Annotated in this window: 18 protein-coding genes and 2 pseudogenes; 11 read left to right on the top strand and 9 right to left on the bottom strand. The window is 68.9% G+C overall.

Annotation, left to right across the window (positions count from 1 at the left end):
- Window positions 1-134: 134 nt before the first annotated feature.
- The 4 genes from ACWC1K_RS02870 to ACWC1K_RS02855 form a co-directional block, all read right to left on the bottom strand.
- On the bottom strand, window positions 135-803 hold the full coding sequence (locus tag ACWC1K_RS02870) for a pyridoxamine 5'-phosphate oxidase family protein (protein WP_450828299.1): 669 nt from the start codon (window positions 801-803) through the stop codon (window positions 135-137).
- A gap of 261 nt (window positions 804-1,064) precedes the next feature.
- Window positions 1,065-1,751: a 3-oxoacid CoA-transferase subunit B gene (locus ACWC1K_RS02865; RefSeq protein WP_450828297.1), complete on the bottom strand. Its 687-nt coding sequence runs from the start codon at window positions 1,749-1,751 to the stop codon at window positions 1,065-1,067.
- Window positions 1,748-2,422, bottom strand: coding sequence for a 3-oxoacid CoA-transferase subunit A (locus ACWC1K_RS02860; RefSeq protein ID WP_450828295.1), 675 nt, complete (start codon window positions 2,420-2,422; stop codon window positions 1,748-1,750). The genes ACWC1K_RS02865 and ACWC1K_RS02860 overlap by 4 nt, the downstream gene beginning before the upstream one ends.
- Window positions 2,419-3,621, bottom strand: coding sequence for a thiolase family protein (locus tag ACWC1K_RS02855; protein ID WP_450828293.1), 1,203 nt, complete (start codon window positions 3,619-3,621; stop codon window positions 2,419-2,421). Before ACWC1K_RS02855 ends, ACWC1K_RS02860 begins: the two co-directional genes overlap by 4 nt.
- An 83-nt stretch (window positions 3,622-3,704) precedes the next feature.
- Here ACWC1K_RS02855 and ACWC1K_RS02850 point away from each other — a divergent pair, with 83 nt between their 5' ends.
- The 4 genes from ACWC1K_RS02850 to ACWC1K_RS02835 are packed head-to-tail and all read left to right on the top strand — an operon-like array spanning window position 3,705 to window position 6,126.
- Complete coding sequence (locus tag ACWC1K_RS02850; RefSeq protein ID WP_450828291.1) at window positions 3,705-4,613, top strand: LysR family transcriptional regulator; 909 nt, start codon at window positions 3,705-3,707, stop codon at window positions 4,611-4,613.
- 44 nt (window positions 4,614-4,657) lie between these two features.
- Complete coding sequence (locus tag ACWC1K_RS02845; protein WP_266951687.1) at window positions 4,658-4,999, top strand: ArsR/SmtB family transcription factor; 342 nt, start codon at window positions 4,658-4,660, stop codon at window positions 4,997-4,999.
- Window positions 5,000-5,002: 3 nt separating this feature from the next.
- Window positions 5,003-5,506 (top strand): SRPBCC family protein, encoded by a 504-nt coding sequence (locus ACWC1K_RS02840; RefSeq protein ID WP_450828289.1) that lies wholly within the window; start codon window positions 5,003-5,005, stop codon window positions 5,504-5,506.
- The gene (locus tag ACWC1K_RS02835; RefSeq protein ID WP_450828287.1) at window positions 5,506-6,126 is read left to right on the top strand and encodes a dihydrofolate reductase family protein; all 621 of its coding nucleotides are present in this window, start codon (window positions 5,506-5,508) and stop codon (window positions 6,124-6,126) included. The genes ACWC1K_RS02840 and ACWC1K_RS02835 overlap by 1 nt, the downstream gene beginning before the upstream one ends.
- Before the next feature lie 114 nt (window positions 6,127-6,240).
- Here ACWC1K_RS02835 and ACWC1K_RS02830 read toward each other — a convergent pair whose 3' ends face one another.
- Window positions 6,241-6,834, bottom strand: coding sequence for a VOC family protein (locus tag ACWC1K_RS02830; RefSeq protein ID WP_450828285.1), 594 nt, complete (start codon window positions 6,832-6,834; stop codon window positions 6,241-6,243).
- A gap of 237 nt (window positions 6,835-7,071) precedes the next feature.
- Between ACWC1K_RS02830 and ACWC1K_RS02825 the strand changes: the two genes are divergently transcribed.
- Window positions 7,072-7,371 (top strand): hypothetical protein, encoded by a 300-nt coding sequence (locus ACWC1K_RS02825; RefSeq protein WP_450828283.1) that lies wholly within the window; start codon window positions 7,072-7,074, stop codon window positions 7,369-7,371.
- Window positions 7,372-7,584: 213 nt separating this feature from the next.
- Here ACWC1K_RS02825 and ACWC1K_RS02820 read toward each other — a convergent pair whose 3' ends face one another.
- Entirely contained in the window at window positions 7,585-8,829 is a 1,245-nt protein-coding gene (locus tag ACWC1K_RS02820; RefSeq protein WP_450828281.1) for a cytochrome P450 family protein, read from the bottom strand.
- A gap of 151 nt (window positions 8,830-8,980) precedes the next feature.
- Between ACWC1K_RS02820 and ACWC1K_RS02815 the strand changes: the two genes are divergently transcribed.
- Window positions 8,981-9,523, top strand: coding sequence for an MOSC domain-containing protein (locus ACWC1K_RS02815; RefSeq protein ID WP_450828702.1), 543 nt, complete (start codon window positions 8,981-8,983; stop codon window positions 9,521-9,523).
- Between the two features lie 48 nt (window positions 9,524-9,571).
- Here the strand turns inward: ACWC1K_RS02815 and ACWC1K_RS02810 are convergent.
- Window positions 9,572-10,384, bottom strand: a pseudogene (locus ACWC1K_RS02810) (glycoside hydrolase family 3 C-terminal domain-containing protein); the annotation flags it as partial.
- 656 nt (window positions 10,385-11,040) lie between these two features.
- Between ACWC1K_RS02810 and ACWC1K_RS02805 the strand changes: the two are divergent.
- From ACWC1K_RS02805 to ACWC1K_RS02790, 4 genes and pseudogenes are all read left to right on the top strand, one after another.
- A complete protein-coding gene (locus ACWC1K_RS02805; protein ID WP_450828279.1) occupies window positions 11,041-11,547 on the top strand; it encodes a SigE family RNA polymerase sigma factor in 507 nt (168 codons plus the stop codon).
- 151 nt (window positions 11,548-11,698) lie between these two features.
- Window positions 11,699-12,610, top strand: coding sequence for a DUF6192 family protein (locus ACWC1K_RS02800; RefSeq protein ID WP_450828277.1), 912 nt, complete (start codon window positions 11,699-11,701; stop codon window positions 12,608-12,610).
- Window positions 12,611-12,678: 68 nt separating this feature from the next.
- Window positions 12,679-13,023, top strand: coding sequence for a RacP protein (locus tag ACWC1K_RS02795; protein ID WP_450828701.1), 345 nt, complete (start codon window positions 12,679-12,681; stop codon window positions 13,021-13,023).
- A gap of 13 nt (window positions 13,024-13,036) precedes the next feature.
- Window positions 13,037-13,995: pseudogene (locus tag ACWC1K_RS02790) on the top strand (IS5 family transposase).
- A gap of 64 nt (window positions 13,996-14,059) precedes the next feature.
- Here the strand turns inward: ACWC1K_RS02790 and ACWC1K_RS02785 are convergent.
- Window positions 14,060-16,798, bottom strand: coding sequence for a hypothetical protein (locus ACWC1K_RS02785; protein ID WP_450828275.1), 2,739 nt, complete (start codon window positions 16,796-16,798; stop codon window positions 14,060-14,062).
- 575 nt (window positions 16,799-17,373) lie between these two features.
- Here ACWC1K_RS02785 and ACWC1K_RS02780 point away from each other — a divergent pair.
- Window positions 17,374-17,853 (top strand): SLATT domain-containing protein, encoded by a 480-nt coding sequence (locus ACWC1K_RS02780; protein WP_450828273.1) that lies wholly within the window; start codon window positions 17,374-17,376, stop codon window positions 17,851-17,853.
- Window positions 17,854-18,042: 189 nt separating this feature from the next.
- Here the strand turns inward: ACWC1K_RS02780 and ACWC1K_RS02775 are convergent, their stop codons facing one another.
- The gene (locus ACWC1K_RS02775; protein WP_450828700.1) at window positions 18,043-20,343 is read right to left on the bottom strand and encodes an alpha-L-fucosidase; all 2,301 of its coding nucleotides are present in this window, start codon (window positions 20,341-20,343) and stop codon (window positions 18,043-18,045) included.
- Between the last annotated feature and the right edge of the window lie 43 nt (window positions 20,344-20,386).

Below are 20,386 nucleotides of genomic sequence, written 5' to 3'. Positions count from 1 at the left end.
GTGAATCGGGGGCGTTACGAAACGCACGACTCCGACGTCCGCTCGGATGCCCGGCGCGAGACAGAACGTGGCCCTCGACGGCTCCCGGAGCCGCATGCTCAGGGTGTTGCGGCAGCGGACTCGCAGGGCGCTCGTCAGCGGGAAGGCAGCCGCCTCCCCCTCTCGGCCGCGGCGCCGAAGTAGTCGCCGCCCTTGCGCTTGACGTCGTCCGTGCCCCAGGCCTGCTCACCGCCGGCGGTCGCATCGCCGTTCGCGTTCTGCCGCAGAGGTGCCTTGACCAGGCGCGGTATGTGCTTCGAGCAGTGGATGTAGGCCTCCTCGACCGCCACCTCCACCCACATCTGGGGGCGGCGGCCGGGCACCGGGTCGACCGGCAGATGAGGATACCTCCGGCGCATCGCCTCGTCCGCGACCAGCTGCGCCCGGCCGTTGACATGCAGGCCGATACGGTCCTGAGAGAAGTCGATCATCAGGATGCCGACGTGCGGGTTTTCCCGGATGTTGCCGAGCGAGGCCATGACTCCGTTCCCGCGGTACTCCGGGTACGCCAGGGTCGCCGCGTCAAGTACCCCGAGAAAACCGGGTGGTCCGGCCCGGAACGTGTTGTCGCACTCACCGTGACTGTCCGCCGTGGCGAGGAAGAACATCTCCTGGCGGGCCACGAACTCCTGCATCTGCGGGTTCAGCCGATCCAGTACCTGCTCGTCGTAGAACCGGTCCGCGCGGTCGAGGGTGCCCAACTCACGCTGCATCCGGTGTTCGCCGTGGCTTCCGGGCCGGTCGACCCGTTCGTCGTGATCCAACGATCCTCCTGACAGCGATTCCTTCAGGGCACCAGCCGAGGAGCGCCGCGGCCGCGTAGCGAGGGTAGACCAGGTAGCTCGCACAGCCCTTCGAGGGGCAGCCGCGGGCCTTCGCTCGGTGACCTTATTCGCCGTCTTGTGCCTTCTTGCCGCCGTGGGTGCGGCCGGCGGCACTGGTGGTCAGCCGCTGCCACCCGAGAGCCGGGGCCGCCGCACGCGCGAGCCGGAGGACTTGTCGCAACCTCCCGCGGGGCGGGACCCTCAGGCGGCATCCGGACGTATCGACGAAAGCGAAATGTCCAGGCGCGCCGCGAGGTCCGCACAGGCGATACCGAACGTCTCCACGACGGTGGCGCCTTCCGGGCCCACGCGGAAGGTCGCGAGGTCGGTGTAGACGCGGTCGACGCAGCCCAGCCCGGTCAGCGGGTACGTGCATTCCGGCACCAGCTTGGGCGAGCCGTCCTTCGCGAACAGCGTCATCATCACGAAGACCTTCTTGGCGCCGATCGCGAGGTCCATCGCGCCGCCGACGGCGGGGATCGCGTCGGGCGCGCCGGTGTGCCAGTTGGCCAGATCACCGACGGCCGAGACCTGGAACGCGCCCAGCACACAGATGTCCAGGTGCCCGCCGCGCATCATCGCGAAGGAGTCGGCGTGGTGGAAGTAGGCCGCTCCGGGCAGTTCGGTGACCGGGATCTTCCCCGCGTTGGTGAGATCGGGGTCCGCCTGGTCAGGGCCGGCCGCGGGGCCCATGTGGAGCATGCCGTTCTCGGTGTGCAGCACCACCCCCGACCCTTGGGGGAGGTGGTCGGCGACCCGTGTCGGCCGGCCGATGCCCAGGTTGACGTAGGAGCCGTGCGGGATGTCACGTGCCACCCTGGCGGCCATCTCGCCGCCGTCCAGCGGCCCGCGGTCGAGGTGCTCCACCGGTGCCAGGCTCGTGTTCATGCTGCCGGCCCTCCCGTTCCTACGATGCGGTCGACGTAGATGCTCGGTGTCACCACGGCCTCCGGGTCGATCGCACCGACCTCGACGATCTCGCCGACCTGTGCCACGACCGTGGTGGCGGCGGTGGCCATGACCGGCCCGAAGTTGCGGGCGGTCTTCCGGTACACGAGGTTGCCCATGCGGTCCGCCCGGTGTGCGCCGATCAACGCGACATCGCCCCTGATGGGGTACTCCAGGACGTAGGTGCGGCCGCCTGTCTCCCGGGTCTCCCGGCCCTCGGCGAGCGGCGTACCGACACCCGTGGGGGAGAAGAACGCCCCGATGCCGGCGCCGGCCGCGCGTATCCGTTCGGCGAGAGTGCCCTGCGGTACGACCTCCAGCTCGATCCGTCCCTCCCGGTAGAGCCGGTCGAAGACCCAGGAGTCCGACTGGCGAGGGAAGGAGCACACGATCCTGCGCACCCGGCCCTTGGCCAGCAGCGCGGCCAGCCCGGTGTCGCCGTTGCCGGCGTTGTTCGACACCACGGTCAGCTCGCTCGCGCCCTGCCGGATGAGGGCGTCGATCAGCTCGACCGGCATCCCGGCCATGCCGAACCCTCCGACCAGCACGGTCGCCCCGTCCTCGACGCCCGCCACGGCCTCGTCGGCGTCCGCGCACACCTGAACGCTCATCGGCTCGTCTCCGATACGTTCTCCAGGACGACCGCGAGGGCCTGTCCGACGCCGATACAGATCGCGGCGACGCCCCACCGCTGCCCCAACTCGCGCAGCCGCGCGGCGAGCGTGCCGAGGATCCGGCCTCCCGAGGCGCCCAGCGGGTGGCCGATGGCGATGGCGCCGCCCTTGGTGTTCACAAGAGCCGGATCGACCTTCCAAGCGTCCACGCAGGCCAACGACTGCACGGCGAAAGCCTCGTTGAGCTCGACCGCCGACACGTCCGGCCAGGAGATCCCGGCCCGCTTCAGGGCCCGCTCGGCCGCCTCGACCGGCGCGAACCCGAACATCTGCGGATCCAGCGCCGACACCCCGCGGCCGGCGATCCGGGCCAGCGGCGCCGTACCGATGTGCTGCGAGGCCCTCTCCGAGCCGATCAGCACGGCGGACGCACCGTCGTTGAGCGGGGAGGCATTGCCCGCGGTGATGACGCCGTCGGGACGGAACGACGGCTTGAGACCGGCCAGCTTCTCCGGCGTCGAGCCCGGCCGGATGCCCTCGTCGGCGCGGAGACGGACCTCACCGTCCTGTACGACCGGAACGACCAGGTCGTCGTAGAAGCCCGCGTTCCAGGCGTCGCCGGCGCGCTGGTGCGAGCGGGCGGCGAACTCGTCCTGCCGCTCCCGCCCGATGGCGAACCGGTCGGCCAGCTGCTCGTTCGCCTCGCCCAGCGAGACGGTCCACTCCTTGGGCATACGGTCGTTGACCAGCCGCCAGCCCAGGGTCGTCGACACGGCGGTCACATGGCCGGCAGGAAACGCGCGTGACGGCTTGGGCAGGACCCAGGGGGCACGGGTCATCGACTCCACCCCGCCGGTGAGGACGATCTCGGCGTCACCGCTCTCGACGGCACGCGAGGCGATGATCGCCGCGTCCAGCGAGGAGCCGCAGAGCCGGTTGACGGTCGTGGCCGGCACCGAGGTGGGCAGGCCCGCCAGCAGGACGGCCATCCGGCCGACGTTGCGGTTGTCCTCGCCCGCGCCGTTGGCGTTGCCCCACACCACGTCGTCGATCAGGGCCGGGTCGAGAGACGGTGCCTTGGCCAGGGCTCCTGAGACGGCGATGGCGGCGAGGTCATCGGGCCGGACGTCGGCGAGGGCCCCACCGAACCGTCCGAACGGCGTCCTGACTGCGGTGTAAACGAAGCTGGCAACCATGGATAGACCGTAGGATCCCCGGATTGATCTCGTCCAATACTCAGTCGCGCACAATCCATCACTCGCACAGATAAGCTGTGGTCATGGAGCTTCGGCACGTTCGCTACTTCCTCGCCCTCGTCGAGGAGTGCCACTTCGGCCGCGCCGCCCAACGCCTGCATGTGGCGCAGTCGGCCCTCTCCCAGCAGATCAAGCAGTTGGAGCGGGAACTCGGCACCCCGCTCTTCCACCGGTCGACGCGGCGCGTCGAGGTCACCGACGCCGGTCGCCACCTGGCCGGCTACGCACGGTCGATCCTCGCCGAGGTGGAACGGGCGGAGGAACAGATGGCCCTGCTCGCCACCGGCCGCGCCGGACGCGTGTCCATCGGGTTCGTCGGAACCGCCACCTACGACATCCTGCCCAGGATCGCCCGTACGGTACGGACACAACTGCCGGCCGTATCCCTGGAGTTGCGCGGCGAGTTGCTCAACCCCGAACTGGTGGACGGCCTGCTCGACGGCACCTACGACCTCGCCCTGCTGCGCACCGACACCCCGGTGGACGCCGCCGTCGCCCTCACCCCGCTGCGGTCCGAACGGCTCGTGGCCGTGCTCCCCACCGGCCATCCGCTGGCGGATCGCGCCGAAATCCCGCTCGCAGCCCTTGCCGACGAGCCCTTCGTCGTCCACCCCTCCCGCGACCGTTCCTCCATGCACGGCCGGGTTCTCGCAGCCTGCGCCCGGGCCGGCTTCGAACCCGCCACCCTGATCGAGGTCGGCGAGACCGCGACCCTCGTGGTGCTCGTGGCCGCCGGCAACGCGGTCGCCCTGGTCCCGGAGGCGGTACAGAGCCTCCGCCTCGACGGCGTGACCTACCTGCCGCTCGTCGAGACCGAGACGGTGGATCTCGCACTGGCACGCCGCGCGGGGCACGATTCACCGGCTGTGGGGCAGGTGGCAGGGGTGATCCAGGGGTGCGTCGGCAACAGGCGCACCCATCCCCTGACCTGATTCGCTCCGGTTGACGCATGCCTATATGGGCATACGATGGAGGCATGGCACGAGCAGCGACGACGTCGGACGTGTTCAACGCGATCGCCGAGCCGCAGCGCCGGGAGATCCTGGTGCTGCTGCGGGCGGGTGAGCGGCCGGTGACCGAGCTGGCCCGGGAGCTGGGGATGACCCAGCCGCGCGCGTCCAAACACCTGCGGGTGCTGCGGGAGGTCGGGCTGGTGCGGGACCGCAAGGCGGGCAAGCAGCGCCTGTACGGCCTTGACGCCCGCGGGCTGCGGCCGGTTCACGAGTGGGCCGGTGGGTTCGAGCGGTTCTGGAACGAGAGCTTCGACCGGCTGGACGCATACGTGCAGGACCTGAAACAGGCACGGCAGGAGGAGTAGCTGATGAGCGCGACGGGACGAGGAGTGTCGGCGCAGTCCGCGACGGCCGACCGCGAGATCGTCATCTCGCGGATCATCGACGCCCCGCGGGAGCTGGTGTTCGAGGCGTTCACCGAGGTCCGGCACCTGTCGCGGTGGTGGGGGCCGGACGGGTTCACCACGACCACGCGGTCGTTCGAGTTCCGCGTCGGCGGGGAGTGGGACTTCCTGATGCATGGACCGGACGGGACGGACTACCCCGAGTGGATCTCGTGGACCGAGATCTCTCCGCCGGAGAGGATCGCGCTGCTCCACGGTGAGTCCCGCGACGATCCGAACGCCTTCGAGTCGGTCCTGACCTTCGAGCCCGACGGCGCGGCCACCCGGATCGAGATGCGCACGGTGTTCCCCACCAAGGAGCTGCGCGACGAGGCGGTCGAGAAGTACCACGCGATGGAGGGCGGCCGGCAGACCCTGAGCAACCTCGCCACCTACGTCACCGAGCTCGTTCGTGCGGGAGAGAACTGATGGCCGGGAAGGTGTTCTTCAGCGTCTCCATGTCGCTGGACGGGTTCATCGCGCCCGGGTCCCTCGGGGAGTTGATGGGGCAGCAGTGGAGGGAACTGCAGCAGTGGATCTTTCCGCTGAGGTTCTTCCGGGAGAACCTGAAGCTGGGCGAGGGCGGTGAGGAGGGGCGCGACAACGACATCGCGCGGGAGACGTTCGAGCGCACCGGCTCGAGCGTCATGGGCAAGCGCATGTTCGACGCCGGCGAGCAGATGTGGCCGGAGGAGGCGCCGTTCCACACGCCGGTCTTCGTCGTCACGCACGAGAAGCGTGACCCCTGGCAGCGGCCGGGCGGGACCACCTTCCACTTCGTCAACGACGGCATCCAGGCCGCACTCGACCAGGCCCGCGAGGCCGCCGGCGACCGGGACGTCCGCATCGCGGGCGGGGGCGCGACGATCCTGGAGTACGTGAACGCCGGCCTGATCGACGAGTTCACGATCGTGCTCTCACCCGTGCTGTTCGGCTCCGGGATCCGCCTGTTCGAGGGCGTGGACGCGGGCCGCGTGGCCCTGGAGCCGGTCCGCGCGGAGACCTCCCCGAGGGTGACGCACCTGACCTACGCCGTCCGGAAGCGGTAGGCGCAGGCCGGACGCGACAGCACACCGATGAAGCTGGAACCCGGACGACTCTCCTGCCGGGATGAGCAGCCCCCTGCTCAACGGCCGCGAAGGAGCGCCCATGACGGCGGCGGGTCACCCGCTGACGTGGAACTCGTTCCCACCGGCGTCCAGGAACTCGCCGGGTTCCCAGTCGGGTTGGGTGACCTCCAGCCGCAGCCTGTTCCGCGCCTCCTTCGGCGCCGCAGGCGGCCCCATCACCAGCGAGACCACGCTGGTCGGCTGCCGGCGCAGCCGGACACCCCAGTCGTGGGACTCGGCCGCGTGCCAGTTCGCCTGCGACTGCCAGAAGGCCCACTGCGCGTAGCGGTCCTCCTCCGCGACATCGAGGCAGATCGCGACGAGGCCGCAGTCGGCGAGCACGCCGGGGTGCCCGGGACGCAGCACGCAGAACTCGTTGCCCTCCGGATCGGCCAGCACGTCCCACGGGACGTCCCCTTGGCCGATGTCGACGCGCGTTGCGCCGAGTGTGAGCATGCGCACCACCTCGGCCTCCCAGTCCGGCCCCCCGGCCAGGTCGAGGTGGAGTCGGTTCTTCCGCGCCGCCTTCGGCTGCGCCGTCGGCGCGAATCGCAGCTCCAGGCCGCCCGTTCGGCCCCGCGTCACGTCCGACCAGAAACGCTCCATGCGCGTGACGTCCAGCGCGTCGATCACGATCCCAGTCAGCATCCCAACCCCCGCAAAAAGCAGTCGAACCTGCGAGCCGCTCATTCTCGCCGCCGCGACCAGCGCCAGTGCGGCGGCGCCAGCGACAGGGAGCCACCCGGCTCCCCAGGCCGTGAGTAACTGGATTTCAGCCGACCTCGGGGCTCGACGCAGCGATCAGGGGCGACCCTATATCGGCGACAAGCCGCAACTGGCATCGCGCCAGTCGAGCACCGACCGGCGCGCGCTACCCTCTCGGGCATGTCGGAGACCGGGCGAAAACTGGTGCGGGCCTTTTGGGCCGTGGACCGCCTCCTTGGTGGTGAGCGCCCACCGACACGCACACAGAAGTTCGCGGCCCGGCATCCGGTCCTCCTGTCCCTTCTGGCCGGAGCAGTGTCGGCCGCCTACTTCCTGTTGCTCCCAGACGTGCAGCCGTCGGACTACGCCATCGCGCCGATCGGCAGCCTCCTGCTCGGCGGCATCTTCGGGATCACGGCACTGTACGAGAGGCGTCGGCAGCGTCGTCTGCGACGGCTGGGGCTGTGGGACGGCTCGTGAGAGCCATCCAGGCTCATGGTCTACAGCTGGGGTGTTACGACGGAATCGCGCGGGCTCGCAGATCGTCGGACTGATTGCTGTTGGCCGACGGTGTCGGTGAGGAAGGCGCTGATCTGGGAGCCCCGGCGCGGACGCCTACGACGGCGGCACCTCCACGTTCCTCGCCCACCACCACTACGAGCTCGTCAACGTCAGCGGGCGTGCTGGGAGTCGTCAGCGAAGGCGTACCGGGAGGGAGCGGTGGCCGTTGGAGATGAAGGAATCCACCGGCTCCAACTCGCTCAGCGGCACCGCGAGTTGAAGCTCCGGGAAACGCTCGAAAAGCGCCGGCAGCGCGATCCGCGCCTCCAGCCGCCCCAGCGGGGCGCCCAGGCAGTAGTGCACGCCGTGGCCGAAGGCCAGGTGCTCCTTGTCGACGCGGGTGACATCGAAGCGGTCCGCGTCGTCGCCGTACTTGCCGGGGTGGCGTCCGGCTGCGGCGTACGCGGCCAGGATGGCCTCACCCTTGCCGATCACGACTCCTTCGGGCCCGCCGAACTCGCTCATCGCCAGATCCTCCACGGCGTATCGCAGCGGCAGGCTGGCGACCGGCGCCTCGACGCGCAGCGTCTCCTCGATCACATCGTCCCAGGAGGCGTGGCCGCTGCGGACGAGCGCGAGTTGGTCGGGGTGGGCGAGCAGTGCGTGAATGGCGTTGTCGATGAGGTTGACCGTGGTTTCGTGGCCCGCACTGACCATGAGGACCAGGGTGTCGAGGAGTTCCTGCTCGCTGAGGCGGGTGCCGCCCTCGTCGTGCCGAGACGCGATGAGGGCGGAGGTCAGGTCGTCGCCGGGTGACTCCCTTTTGGAAGCGACGAGTTCGGCGAGCGCCGCGTAGAACCGCGTGTAGATGTCGGTGACCTCCTCCGGTGTGGCGGAGGTGTGGAAGATGCCGTCCACAACGGCCCGCAGCTCCGCACCCTGGTCCTCGGGCAGGCCGAACAGTTCGCTGATGACCTGGATCGGCAACGGGTAGCAGAACCCTTCGCGCAGATCGACGACCCGCCCGTCCTGTCCGGCCTGCTCGATGCGGTCCAACAGGTGCTTGGTGATCTCTTCGACACGAGGCTGGAGCGCGGCGGTGCGGCGTGCGGTGAACGCCTTGGAGACCAGGGCCCGCAGGCGTTTGTGCTCGCCGCCGTACGCGGTGAACATGTTCTGCACCGCGACCCAGGTGAACAGCGGCCATTCCGGGGCGATTTCGCCGTTGATCCAGCGGGTCCAGTGGCGGCGCGGGTCCTTGGAGACACGCGGGTCGGTCAGCAGGCGCCTGAGGAGATCGGGGGAGCTGACGGCCCATGCCGCAACCCCGTCGGGGAGTTCGACCGGGGTCACCGGACCGCGCTCGCGGACGCGGGCGGCTTCACCGTGAATGTCGCGACCCGTCGGGTCGATCACTAAGGGGTCGGGATGTTCCATCGCAGCCTCACAGAGTCTCGAACGCCGATACGAAGCGTCACGCTACTGCGCCGTAGCGTCGCCGCGCGAGGCCCTGCGGCACGTGCCGCATATCGCCGCGCCTGGCTAGGCTGATGGCTGATCACGGTTACCGACGAGGGGGCTTTGAGGTATGAGCGGGAGAGTGACGGCGGTCAGCAGCAACGGGGATTACTCGTTCACCAAGCCGAACCGGGACAGCGTCAGACTGCTCGCCGGGCTCGGTGTGGAGGGAGACGTGCACGCCGGTGTGACGGTCAAGCACCGTTCGCGTGTCGCGCAGGATCCCACCCAGCCGAATCTGCGCCAGGTCCACCTCATTCATGAAGAGCTCTTCGCCGAGGTCGGTGAAGAAGGGTTCAAGGTGGCGCCCGGCGAACTCGGCGAGAACATCACCACGCGCGGTATCGACCTGCTCGCTCTGCCGGTCGGCACATTGCTGCGCATCGGCGCCTCCGCGGTCCTGGAAGTCACCGGCCTCCGCAATCCCTGCCTGCAGATCGACCACTTCCAGGATGGGCTGCTGAAACAGGTCGTCGGCCGTGACGAGGCGGGGAACATCGTGCGCAAGGCCGGAATCATGAGCATCGTGAGGGAAGGCGGTGTGGTGTTCCCCGGCGACACGATCGAAGTGGAACTGCCCACCGGTCCGCACCGCCCCCTGGAACGGGTCTGACGGCGAGGTGGGTTCCGCCGCCATCGGCCGCGCTGGAGGCGCCTTGACGTGTCCGACCCGGCGGGTCGGGCCGGTCAGCCGGATGGTGCCGGTGAGCCGGATGTCGGTGCTGGAGGCGCCGAGTCGGACGGTGATCTCGTCGGGTTCGACGATGCGGTGCAGATCGGGGCCGGTGTACGCGAGGCGGTCTGCGTGCAGGCGGAAGGTGACCCTGCGCTCCTCCCCGGCGGCCGGGCGGACCCGGGCGAGTCCCGTCAACTGGGTCACGGGGCGCGGCAGTTGTGCGACGGGGTCCGTGGTGTAGAGCTGGATGACCTCGGTGCCGGGGAGGCCGTCGGTGTTGCGGACCCGGCAGCTGATCTCGACGTCGCCGTCGGTGGCGATCTGCTCGGCGACCTCGAAGCCGCCGTAGGTGAACGTCGTGTACGACCGTCCGTGCCCGAAGGGGTAGGCCGGGGTGGGGTCGAGGTTGCTCACGCCCTGGGTGTTGCCGCCGAGCGGGGCGTGCAAGTAGGTGCCGGGCTGGCCCCCAGCAGTGCGCGGGACCTGCACGGGCAGCTTGCCGGAGGGGTTGATCCGTCCGGAGAGCACTCCGGCGAGCGCCGGGCCGCCCTCCTCGCCGGGGAAGAAGGCCTGGACGACGGCGGCCGCGCGGTCGGCGTAGGCACCGAGCGCGTACGGGCGGCCGGAGACGACGAGCAGGACGACCGGTGTGCCGGTGGCCGGCAGGGCCTCGACCAGTTCACCCTGGACGCCCGGCAGCGAGAGGTCCTCCGCGTCGCAGCCCTCGCCGCAGGTGCCGAGGCCGAACAGCGCGGCACGGTCGCCGACCACGGCGACGCAGACGTCCGCCTGCCGGGCCGCGACCGGGAGTTGACGCACAGGCCTTTCCTTCAGAAACCGTCAGCTTCTCCACAGCCCCCGGCTGCCGCAGTCGACGCCTGGCAGGGCGTTCCCGACGCCACGCCGTCAACGGCTCCCGCGCTTTTGGTCAGCGTGCTGCGCCGTGCCCGTGACCTGCGACGTCGCCATTGATCAGGGTGGCGGATCCGGCTGTCCATTCAATGGAGCGGCCGGGAAAGTCGAGGTCGTACGGCACCGGGTCTGCACGTCGGGTCCGGCTGTTCACCGGCCGCCATCTCACACGCGGCCGTTCCGGAAGGCAGCAACCCCACGTTCGAAGGAGCACCTGGTGTCGATCACCACCATCAGAAAGCCGATCGCCCTACGCACTCGTATTGACCCACCTCCCCGGTAGGCGGCCCGTCATCACGGGCCGTCAAACCCGGGCCGGGCTGCTGGCCGGCGCGAGGGGAGCGGCCGGCAGCCCGGCCCTTCGCCGGCTTCGGCCCCGACACCCTCGCGGCGGTCAGGTGGCTCCAGAACCATCACCGCTCGGCCGGCACGGTACCGAGCATGAGCCGACGCCGGGGCGGGCCTGCGCCGGTCCACCCCGGGGCGCTACGCCACACAGCACGAACTGACCGCTCATGCCCGCGTATGAAAGGAGCCCACGCATGGATCCCCGCAGGGATCGCACCACGGTGCTGGAATTCGAGGAGTACGTCCGTACCCGGCACGACGCTCTGCTGCGCAGTGCCCGGCGCCTCGTCGGCGACCCGCTCGACGCCCAGGACCTCCTGCAGATCGCCCTGTTACGCACGTACCGCCAGTGGGAAGGCATCGCCGACAAACGGCTCGCCGACGCCTACCTGCGCCGCGTCATGATCAACACGCGTACGGAGTGGTGGCGGGCACGGAAGCTGGAGGAAATTCCGACCGCACAGATACCCGAGGCATCCGTCCAGGACACCAGCGACCAGCACGCCGACAGGGCCCTGTTGACGGACGTCCTGAAGCGTCTGGCCCCCAAGCAGCGCAGTGTCGTCGTGCTTCGCTACTGCGAGCAGATGACCACCTTCGAGACGGCCGCTACTCTCGGCATGGCCCCCGGAACGGTCAAAAGCACACTGCACCGCGCCCTCACCCAACTCCGTCAGGAGATCGCACGCCGCGACCCGTAGAGCCTGATTTGGAAGCTCTCTACACGTAAGTCGTGGCCATTGGTTGCTATGGATCTGGCTGCGGGTTGACGCTCGTGGAGTGGGGCCGGGACTCGTCGCCGGCGACGGGAAAGCCGACGTCCCGGGGCCACAGGGGGTGAGCCTGATGCCCGTGAGTGCGAAGGTCGGGAGCGTCTCGCGCACGAGGTACGACGAACTCGTGACCGAGGACCGGCAGCTCGTACTGGACGAGACGAAGATCCAGTTCAAAATCGGAGACGACGCCTTGGAGATCTGCCCGTTACGCGACTGGGGCGGCTCGCAGCCCGCGGCGAACGAGGACCTGTTCGGGGTGCGGGAGACGCTGGAGATGTTCGCCGACGACATCGGCGTCTCCTACAACCAGGTGCGGACCTACCGGTACACGGCCAGCCGATGGCCGCGTGAACAGCGTGCGGAGGGCGTCCCGTTCGAGATCCACCGCATCCTGGAGAAGTTGGACGACCGCTTCGAGCGGATCGCCAGCCCGCCCCAGCACCCGCGCAACGGGAAACTCCAGTGGACGGGGGATGCCGCGAAACGGCAGGTGGGCTGGCAGGTGGACACACCGGTGTCGGTCCAGGAGAAGGTGGAGGCGATCCACGACCTGGCGGCGGACGAGCAGGTGGCCGCGCGAGTGGCGACCGACTTCCTGCGCCGTCCCGAAGTGGCCTTCCATGCCGCTCGTGACAAGACGGCCCGGCACCTGTTCAACAAGGCGCAGTCCGACCGGTGGCAGCAGGCGGAGAAGGCCGCTGCGGAACCGCTCACCGAGCAGGAGGAGAGCCCGGTCGCTCCGGCGATCAGGGCGATCGACCGGACGCTGGAGTTCCTGGACCTGGTGGGCGCCTGCCACAAGTTCGTGGCCTCCACCAGCAGGCTGGTGCCGCTGATGCGCGACCGGACGCTGGCCCCGGACGCCCAGGAGATCATCGGGCACAACCTCGCCCGGGTCCGCGCCGCGTGTGACTGGGTGGAGCACGCGGTCTCGACCGGCGAGACCGACATGGACGAGGAGCTGGCCAAGCTGCTGCGGGGCGAGTAGCGGTGTCCCGTTCACGCCGTAGGGGCGACGCGGCCAGGGAACACGCCAAGTGCATCCACCGGATCCTGATGGAGGCCCGCCCTGCCGCGCTGCACTTTCCGCAGCTGCGGATCGCGTGCGAACTCACCCCCGCCCAGACCCGTTCCGGGCTGGCGATGCTGCGGGACATCATCAGCGACATGGGCTGGCCGCCCTTGGTGCACAGTCGGGCGGACGGCTACATGTTCACGGCCGACCCCGACGAGCTGGAGCAGTACGAGGTTGCGAAGATCCACAAGAAGCTGACCGAGGTGCGGCGGCTGATCACCGCGACTGTCGGCCCGCACGCCAAGCTGGCCCCGGAGGACAAACGGGTCCGGCACATGATCACCCAACTGAACTCGGTCGAGTCCACCCTCGACCTGATCGCGTGAGGAGGGGAGATGCATGCGGCAGCGCCGCTACCCCTCGGACGTCACCGACGCGGAATGGGCGGTGATCGAGCCCCTACTGCCGCCGCCCGCATGGACGACACGACGCGGCGGCCGGCCCGAGAAACACCCGCGCCGGGAGATCGTGGACGGCATACGGTATGTGTGCTCTGAGGGCTGCCGCTGGCGTGCTCTGCCTGCGGATTTCCCTCCGCACCAGACGGTCTACGGCTTCTTCCGCCGCTGGGCCAGGTCCGGGGTCTGGAACACGGTCCGCGACCACCTCCGGCGCGAAGTCCGCTGCAAGATGGGCACCTCCCCGCACGCGGTGGCTACCGTCCTCGACGCGCAGTCGATCAAGGCGTCCGAGACCGTCGGCAAGGACAGTCGCGGGTGGGACGGCGGGAAAATGATCAATGGGCGCAAAAGACACCTCCTGACAGAGACTCACGGCCTCCCGCTGGACGTCATGGTGACCTCGGCCAGCCTGCACGACAGCAAGCCGGCCAGGGACCTGCTGATCCGCGCCCGCCGACTTCACCCCGAACTCGCCATCGTCTGGGCCGACTCCGCCTACCGCGGCCCGTTCGCCGAGTGGGCCAAGTCCGAACTGAAGCTCACGATCAAGACCGTGAACAGGCCCAAAGACGCCAAGGGCTTCGTCGTTCTGCCACGCCGCTGGGTCGTGGAACGATCTTGGGCGTGGGTGATGCACGCCCGACGCCTGGTCCGAGACCATGAACGGCTGCCCGAAAGCTCCGAGGCCATGATCAACCTCGCGGCGATCCGGCTGATGACCCGACGCCTCACCCGCCCAACTGTCTATCCCGCAGCAGCCCGCCCACGACCGAGTGAAGCCCTGCAAGCGGCCTGAGCAGACCAAGAGCTACCCATACTCCCAATCGTCATAGTTATCTGGGTGCCCGACAGAAAACTGGCATATGGGTCATGTTTGGAGTTCAGCAACATTCCTGACGACTATCCGAGGGATGTGCAGGCATGTTGGTGGTGATTGGTACGGCGTTTCGGGCACTCTGGGTCACTCCAGGTCGTCCCATGACCATGGCCTCCGATCGAGCTCAGGTCCCAGTCGGAACTCCTCCAACCAGGCATCGGCCTCCTGAGATCCACGCACCAACCAGGCGAACTCGGACCCGTCGTCGAGAGCTCTGTGGGCGGTGGCCAGGGTGGCCGCCTGGTCCTGCGCCCCGGCTCCCCGTAACGCCTCCAGCAGCTGGGCCACCCCTGTCGGATCGTTGAGGGAGACGTGGGTGGCGGGGTGACGGGCCAACAAGGAGTCCACCTGATCCTGCGCCCCCGCCTCCCGTAACGCCTCCAGTAGTCGGGCTACCCCCCGCGGGTTATCGAGGAAGGCGTGGGTGGAGGGGTGACGGGCCAGCAGGGCGTCCACCTGATCCTGCGCCCCCGCACGCCCCAACGCCTCCAGCAGCCCGGCCACCGTGTAGGGGGTGTCGAGGGAGACGTGGGTGGCGGGGTCGCGGGCCAGCAGGATGTCCACCTGGTCCTGCGCCCCCGCCTTCCGCAGAAAGTCCAGCAGGTCGGCAACATGCGCCGGGTTGTCGAGTGGCATGTGGGTGGTCAGGCCTCGGGCCAGCAGCGTGGTCACCTGATCCTGCGCCCCCTCCTGCTCAAACGCGATTAGGAGGAGGTACACCGAGTACGGGGCGTTGAGGGAGACGTGGGTGGCGGGGTCCCGGGCCAGCAGGGCGTTCACCTGATCTTGCGCCCCCGCCTCCCGCAACAGGGCGAGCACGGAGAAGACCGTGTACGGGTCGTTGAGAGGGGTGTGGGCGGCGGCCCGTGTGGTCAGGGTGTCTGTCTGATCCTGCGCCCCCGCATGCGTCAACCCCCGAAACACCTCTAGCAGCCGGGCCAAGTTGAAAGGGTCGTCGAGGGGCATGTGTGCGGCGGCCCGTGTGGCCAGGGAGTTCAACTGTTCCTGCGCCCCCGCATGCCACAACCTGCCCAGCAGCCGGGCCACCGCGGACGCGTTGTTGAGGGAGACGTGGGTGGCGGGGTCGCGGGCCAACAGGGTGCCTACCTGATCCTGCGCCCCCGCATGCTTCAACGCCTCCAGCAGCCGGGCCACCGCGTACGCGTCGTCGAGGGGAGCGTGGGCGGCGGCCCATTGGGCGGGGCGGGGGTCGGTGGGGTGCAGTTGGTGGAAGCGTTCGACGAGGGTGGCCGCGGCGTGAGCGTCGCCTCGGGTTGTGGCGTGTTTGTGGAGTTGGGCGGCGTCGCGGTACAGCCCGAGCCTCCAGGCAGAGTTGCCGAGCGTATCCAGGTCGGTGGAGTGGGTGTGGTTGCTGGCTGCGGTCCAGAAGTCGGTGGGTGGGATGGTCTCGGCGCGCTGTCGGCGGCCGTGCTGGTCGAGATAGTCGGCCAGGAGATAGTGAGGCCCCAGCGTTCTCGCATCGGACGGCTTGACAGGGTTGGGCCGGGTGTTGCGCCTTCCGACGAGGATGCTGGTTTTCACGGGGGTGAGGATGCCGGGGATGCCATTGCAGGGTGTGGTGACGTAGTTGAGAGTGCGGGTCAGCCACTCGTCGCTGAGTGCGTGGTATTCGGTGTCGGTGAGGTAGCCGAGGGCGGCGTCGGCCAGCCAGGCGAGGGGGAGGTACGGGCCAGCGCCAAGACGACGGGCGTCCATGGCCGCGTGGATCAGGGCCTGGGTGGCACCATTGGCCATCTCGTAGCGGCTTAGCAGGACTGGCACGCCGGCCAGGTACTGAGTGATCTGGGCATCGGCCGCGCGATCGGCGGCTAGCGTGAGCCGCGGATCGCCGTCGGCGGTCTCGCTGAGCGCGACCAGATCATGCGAGGTGAAGGCGTCCGGCACTCTGATCGCGTGCCCCTTCAACAGTTCTCGAGCGTGGGGATGCCGGTCTGGGTCGGTGCGGGTGGTTAGGGTGTCCCAGTGCTCGGGCCACAGCGTGGCCAGCACCAGAACCGGCGCTCGTGAGGGGTCGTTGAGCAGGCCGCGCAGGCCCGCCGCGACCTGCTCCCCGAGCCCGCCCGGGCTGAGGTAGTACTGGGCCTCGTTCAGCCACACCACCGTCCGGGGAGCGATCTCGCCCAGCCCAGCCAGGGCCGCTTCAGGACGGGTGGGACTGAGGGGATGCCACAACCTCCAGCCAACTGGCAACCTCCGCACCGCCTCCCACAAGGCACGCGTCTTGCCCGTCGACGATCCCCCCACCAGGACCGCGATCCCACTGTGACCGCCCTCGGCAGCGGCAACGACCTCTTCCAGACGCCTGTCGTGCTCGCGCCGGACATAGGCAGGCAGGACACCGAACTGTCCCTGGGCACCGCCGACGTCCATGACGTGATGGACCTCCAGGTCCTCCAGAACAAGCCGGTCATCGTCGGCGTATTCGCTGATCAGCCGTCCGGCGCCCTGTGCCATCCGGGCCGCCATCCACAAACTGCGTACCCGTCCGGTCAGATCTTCCGGCTCCCACGCGGCCGAGCGGGCCAGCACCGCCGCGACGGATACAACGTCGGCCAGACTGGGCGGCATGGCCGACTCGCTGATAACACGGCGAACGGTGTCCCGACCCGGTGAACCCGGCAGCTCGTCATTGGCGGCAACACCCTCGGCGATCTCGTCCAGGCTCGGGGCGCCAGCCGCGAGATACACCTCGTAGAGCAACTCCTTCAACGTGCACAGAGCGGGCGGCCAGCTGACCTGTGCCCGGCCCAGCCGCCGTGGCCGCTTCCTCGGCCTGGCCACGTTCCCCATGTCGCCACTCATCGCATCATCGTCCCCGATCTGGGACTCGGACAGAGCGTGAACAGCCGTTGTGCCTGGACAGGTTCGACGGCTCGTCGCGACTCGGAGTCGATCCGCGTGCAGGGCAGAGCGTGGTGGACAAGCCGGCTGGCCACCCACCCATTCCGTCCTTTGGGGAGTACCCATGTCTCTCTCCCGCCGCGAGCGCTTGCTTCTTGTTCGCGCCGCCGTCAGCGGTGCCTTCTCCGGCACCTTCCGGGCCGTTATCACCTGGTTTCTGAGCCACCTCGTCTCGTAACCCCACACCGAGGCACGGCCTCGGAAGGCCCAACCGTGGGCCGTGCCTCACGTGCCTGAAGCCACGGCATCGGATTGACCAGCACGAACAGCACACAGCCCTAGATAATGTCGGCCGTCATCCTCGCCTTGCGGATCGTTGACCTCGGCCGCTGCGGCAGTGGGGTCAGCGGACCCGGAGACGTCAGCCTCGCTCTCAGGGTCCCCGGCGGCAGCTATCGCGATGCGGTCGGCGGCCTCCCGGTCCATCGAGGTCTTTCGTCCCATTGCGACACGGGGGAGACGGGCAGTAATGGAGCATGGCGATCCGACGACCGCACAGTGCACCAGGCTCTCTCAGCGACGATCCGGTTCTCGACTATGCGCTAAGGGAGTTGGAGTGGTTCGAGGTCACCCGCCGACGATCACGGGTGGGCCACTATGGGGTCGAGTTCCTGGCGCTCATCACCAGCTCAGCGACAGTGGTAGCAGCAGGTCTCCAGGCGCCCGCCGGGGTCACGGCCACCATCGCGGGTCTGGCCGTATTCCTCGCGGGCCTGCGCCAACTCCTCGACCACCGTGCGCGTTACGTTTTGGCAGCAGAGGCTTGGACGCGACTGCATACCGCCATCGAGCGCTACCGCCTGTTACCAGTAAGTGAACGCAGCCCTGCTGTACGCAGCCAACTCCTGGAACGAGTTGAGGCCGTCGTGGACTCCGACCTCACCTCATGGGGTGCGAGCCTCCGTCAGGGACGCTCTGGGGAAAGTCTCGGTGAGACGCCGCAGGCAGGTCGTTGACATGGCAGCGAGAACGTACCGAACCGGCCAAATGAAGCACTCACTGGCCAAAGGAAGCGCTCCGTCACACCCATACACCGAGCATCGCCCCGCGCTCGATCCGCGGCAACCACTGGCCACGACTTACGTGTAGAGGGCTTTCGAATCAGGCTCGTAGTGGAGGGGAAAGCAGGGGGCTTCGACTGGCCGTCAGAGCGCGACGATCTGCCAGTCCTGGTTCGCGCCGCCGGTGGTCGGCCACTGGATGACGTTGGCGCCGTCCGAGGTGGACGCGTTGGCGACGTCGGCGCACCAACCGGTGCGGACATTCACGAGCCGGTAGTGGCCGCTGGTGGTGGAGGGGACCAGCTTCCACCACTGGATGTCGCTGCCGGAGTCGGTCCGCTGGTCGAGGTTCGCGCCCTGGGCGGAGCCGCCGGGGCTGTCGAGGACCTTGCCGCTCTTGACGTTGGACAGCCGGTAGGAGCCGTCGGTGTCGGGCAGCAGCTTCCACTGCTGGTTGGTGCCGCCGGTCCAGGGCCACTGGACGACCAGGGCGCCGTCGGTGGTCGAGGCGTCCTTGACGTCCATCACCTTGCCGCTGTTGCGGTTGACCAGCTTGAAGGTGCCCAGGTCCGCGGTGAACGGCCGGTCGTAGACCTCCAGGCTGCGGATGGACGCCCACACCGCGGAGGGCAGGCCGGTGACCGTGACCCGGACGTAGCGTGCCTGGGCGCGGAAGAGGGCGGCCTGGACCTGGCTGGTACTGGTGGTGCCGGTCAGGTCGGCCAGCGTGGTCCAGGTGGCGTTGTCGGTGGAACCCTCGATCCGGTAGCGGTAGTTGGCACCGTCCTGCTCCCAGGCGATGCGGGTTCCGGTCAGGGAGCGGGTGGAGCCGAGGTCGACCTTGAGCCAGTGGCCGGTGCTGCCGTCGTTGGCACACCAGCGGGTGGAGGTGGACCCGTCGACGGCGTTCGATGCGGTGTTGCCCTTGGACGTCTCCTCGCTGTCGGCGGTGGCGGTCCTGCCCGCGGCGATGTCGCCCGGCTGCACGGAGCGGTCCAGCGTGACGCCGACGACGCTGTCCTGGGGGTGGGTGGTGCGGTCGATGCCCGTGATGGTGACGCGGCCGTCACCACCGACGGTGAAGGACAGGCTGGTGCCGGAGCGCACGTCGAACACGCGGGTGACCTGGGCGTCCCCGATCGACTGGGTGGTGAACGAGGTGCCGCTGTAGCCGGGAAGCAGGTGGACGTAGAAGGTGCTGTCCTTGTACGTGTAGCCGTACTGGCCGTCCACGGGTTCCCACGGGCCGCCGCGGGTGGAGTAGACGGACTGGCCGCAGGCGGTCATGAAGGTCCCGATCTGGCGCAGCAGGCTCGCCTGGCCGGAGGGGACGGTGCCGTGCCGGTCCGGGCCCACGTTGACCATGACCGTCATGTTGCGCACCCACGCGTTGACCAGAATGTTCAGGGCGGTGGCGTAACTCATCACCCTGCCGTCGGAGTTGTAGCCCCAGCTGCTGCCGACGGTGAAGACCTTCTCGCTGACCTTGCCGGTGCGGATCGCCCCGGACGGCACGGAGGAGCCCTCCTCGCTGGCGTAGTCGCCCACCCAGCCGGAGCGGGAGGTGGCGACGATGTTCGGCTGGTGCCTGCGGACCATGCCCATCAGACCCAGCGGCCTGCCGGCCGAGTCGGTCTCGCCGTAGGCGGAGTCCACCGGCCACTGGTTGGCCAGGTCACGTAACTGGCCGGGCTCCCAGAAGAACGCGCCGTCCGCGTCGGTCCCCTGCTCGGCGATCCAGCCGCCGTCCCACCACAGGTCGTCGATCACGCCGTACTGGGTGACCAGCTCCTTGACCGACTCGTACACCTCGGTCTTCATGATCCGCGCGTTCTCCTTGTGCGCCGGATCGGTGGTGTAACCCCACGGGTTGGTCGCGCAGTTGGTGCCGGTGACGTCGTAGTAGCCCGGGTAGCGCCAGTCGATGGGGGAGTAGTACAGGCCCACCTTCAGCCCGGCCGCCCGCACCGCCGCCACATAGTCCTTGACGAAGTCACGGCTCAGCGGCGCCTGGCCGGAGCTCCAGGCGTTGGGATGGTTCAGCGGCCACAGCGCGAAGCCGTCGTGGTGACGCGTCGTCAGCGTCACGTACTTCGCCCCGAAGTCCTTGGCCAACTGCGCCCAGGCCGTGGGGTCGTAGGCATCCGCCGTGAACTGCTCACTCGTCGCGTCGGTGACGTACTTCCGGTAGTCCGCAGGTGTGACCGGCCCGTTGTGCATCCACCACTCGCCCTTGGCGGGGCCCGAGTAGACACCCCAGTGGATGAACATCCCCAGCTTGGCGTCCTGCAGCCACTGCACCTTGGAATCCGGCTGCTGCTCGAGGCCCAGGTCGGTCTTGGGGATCCGCAGGGGAGGCAGCGGCAGCGGGTTGGCGGTCGCGGCATACGCGGGAGTCGCCATCACGGTCGGGCCCACGACGGCCGCAACGGTCGCCGCCGCCATTCCGGCGAGTACCGAACGACGTGAGAGAGCTCGGGGCACGGTT

Source organism: Streptomyces sp. NPDC001492 (genome assembly GCF_053597275.1).
The sequence above is the reverse complement of the archived record's forward strand: the minus strand, read 5'-3'. Positions and strand labels throughout refer to the sequence as shown.

Bases quoted from the DNA above. Each gene is read 5' to 3' on its own strand.
- ACWC1K_RS02865 (WP_450828297.1), bottom strand. From the start codon at position 1,751: ATGAACACGAGCCTGGCACCGGTGGAGCACCTCGACCGCGGGCCGCTG.
- ACWC1K_RS02860 (WP_450828295.1), bottom strand. From the start codon at position 2,422: ATGAGCGTTCAGGTGTGCGCGGACGCCGACGAGGCCGTGGCGGGCGTC.
- ACWC1K_RS02855 (WP_450828293.1), bottom strand. From the start codon at position 3,621: ATGGTTGCCAGCTTCGTTTACACCGCAGTCAGGACGCCGTTCGGACGG.
- ACWC1K_RS02850 (WP_450828291.1), top strand. From the start codon at position 3,705: ATGGAGCTTCGGCACGTTCGCTACTTCCTCGCCCTCGTCGAGGAGTGC.
- ACWC1K_RS02845 (WP_266951687.1), top strand. From the start codon at position 4,658: ATGGCACGAGCAGCGACGACGTCGGACGTGTTCAACGCGATCGCCGAG.
- ACWC1K_RS02840 (WP_450828289.1), top strand. From the start codon at position 5,003: ATGAGCGCGACGGGACGAGGAGTGTCGGCGCAGTCCGCGACGGCCGAC.
- ACWC1K_RS02835 (WP_450828287.1), top strand. From the start codon at position 5,506: ATGGCCGGGAAGGTGTTCTTCAGCGTCTCCATGTCGCTGGACGGGTTC.
- ACWC1K_RS02830 (WP_450828285.1), bottom strand. From the start codon at position 6,834: ATGCTGACTGGGATCGTGATCGACGCGCTGGACGTCACGCGCATGGAG.
- ACWC1K_RS02825 (WP_450828283.1), top strand. From the start codon at position 7,072: ATGTCGGAGACCGGGCGAAAACTGGTGCGGGCCTTTTGGGCCGTGGAC.
- ACWC1K_RS02820 (WP_450828281.1), bottom strand. From the start codon at position 8,829: ATGGAACATCCCGACCCCTTAGTGATCGACCCGACGGGTCGCGACATT.
- ACWC1K_RS02815 (WP_450828702.1), top strand. From the start codon at position 8,981: ATGAGCGGGAGAGTGACGGCGGTCAGCAGCAACGGGGATTACTCGTTC.
- ACWC1K_RS02805 (WP_450828279.1), top strand. From the start codon at position 11,041: ATGGATCCCCGCAGGGATCGCACCACGGTGCTGGAATTCGAGGAGTAC.
- ACWC1K_RS02795 (WP_450828701.1), top strand. From the start codon at position 12,679: ATGGAGGCCCGCCCTGCCGCGCTGCACTTTCCGCAGCTGCGGATCGCG.
- ACWC1K_RS02785 (WP_450828275.1), bottom strand. From the start codon at position 16,798: ATGAGTGGCGACATGGGGAACGTGGCCAGGCCGAGGAAGCGGCCACGG.
- ACWC1K_RS02780 (WP_450828273.1), top strand. From the start codon at position 17,374: ATGGCGATCCGACGACCGCACAGTGCACCAGGCTCTCTCAGCGACGAT.
- ACWC1K_RS02775 (WP_450828700.1), bottom strand. From the start codon at position 20,343: ATGGCGGCGGCGACCGTTGCGGCCGTCGTGGGCCCGACCGTGATGGCG.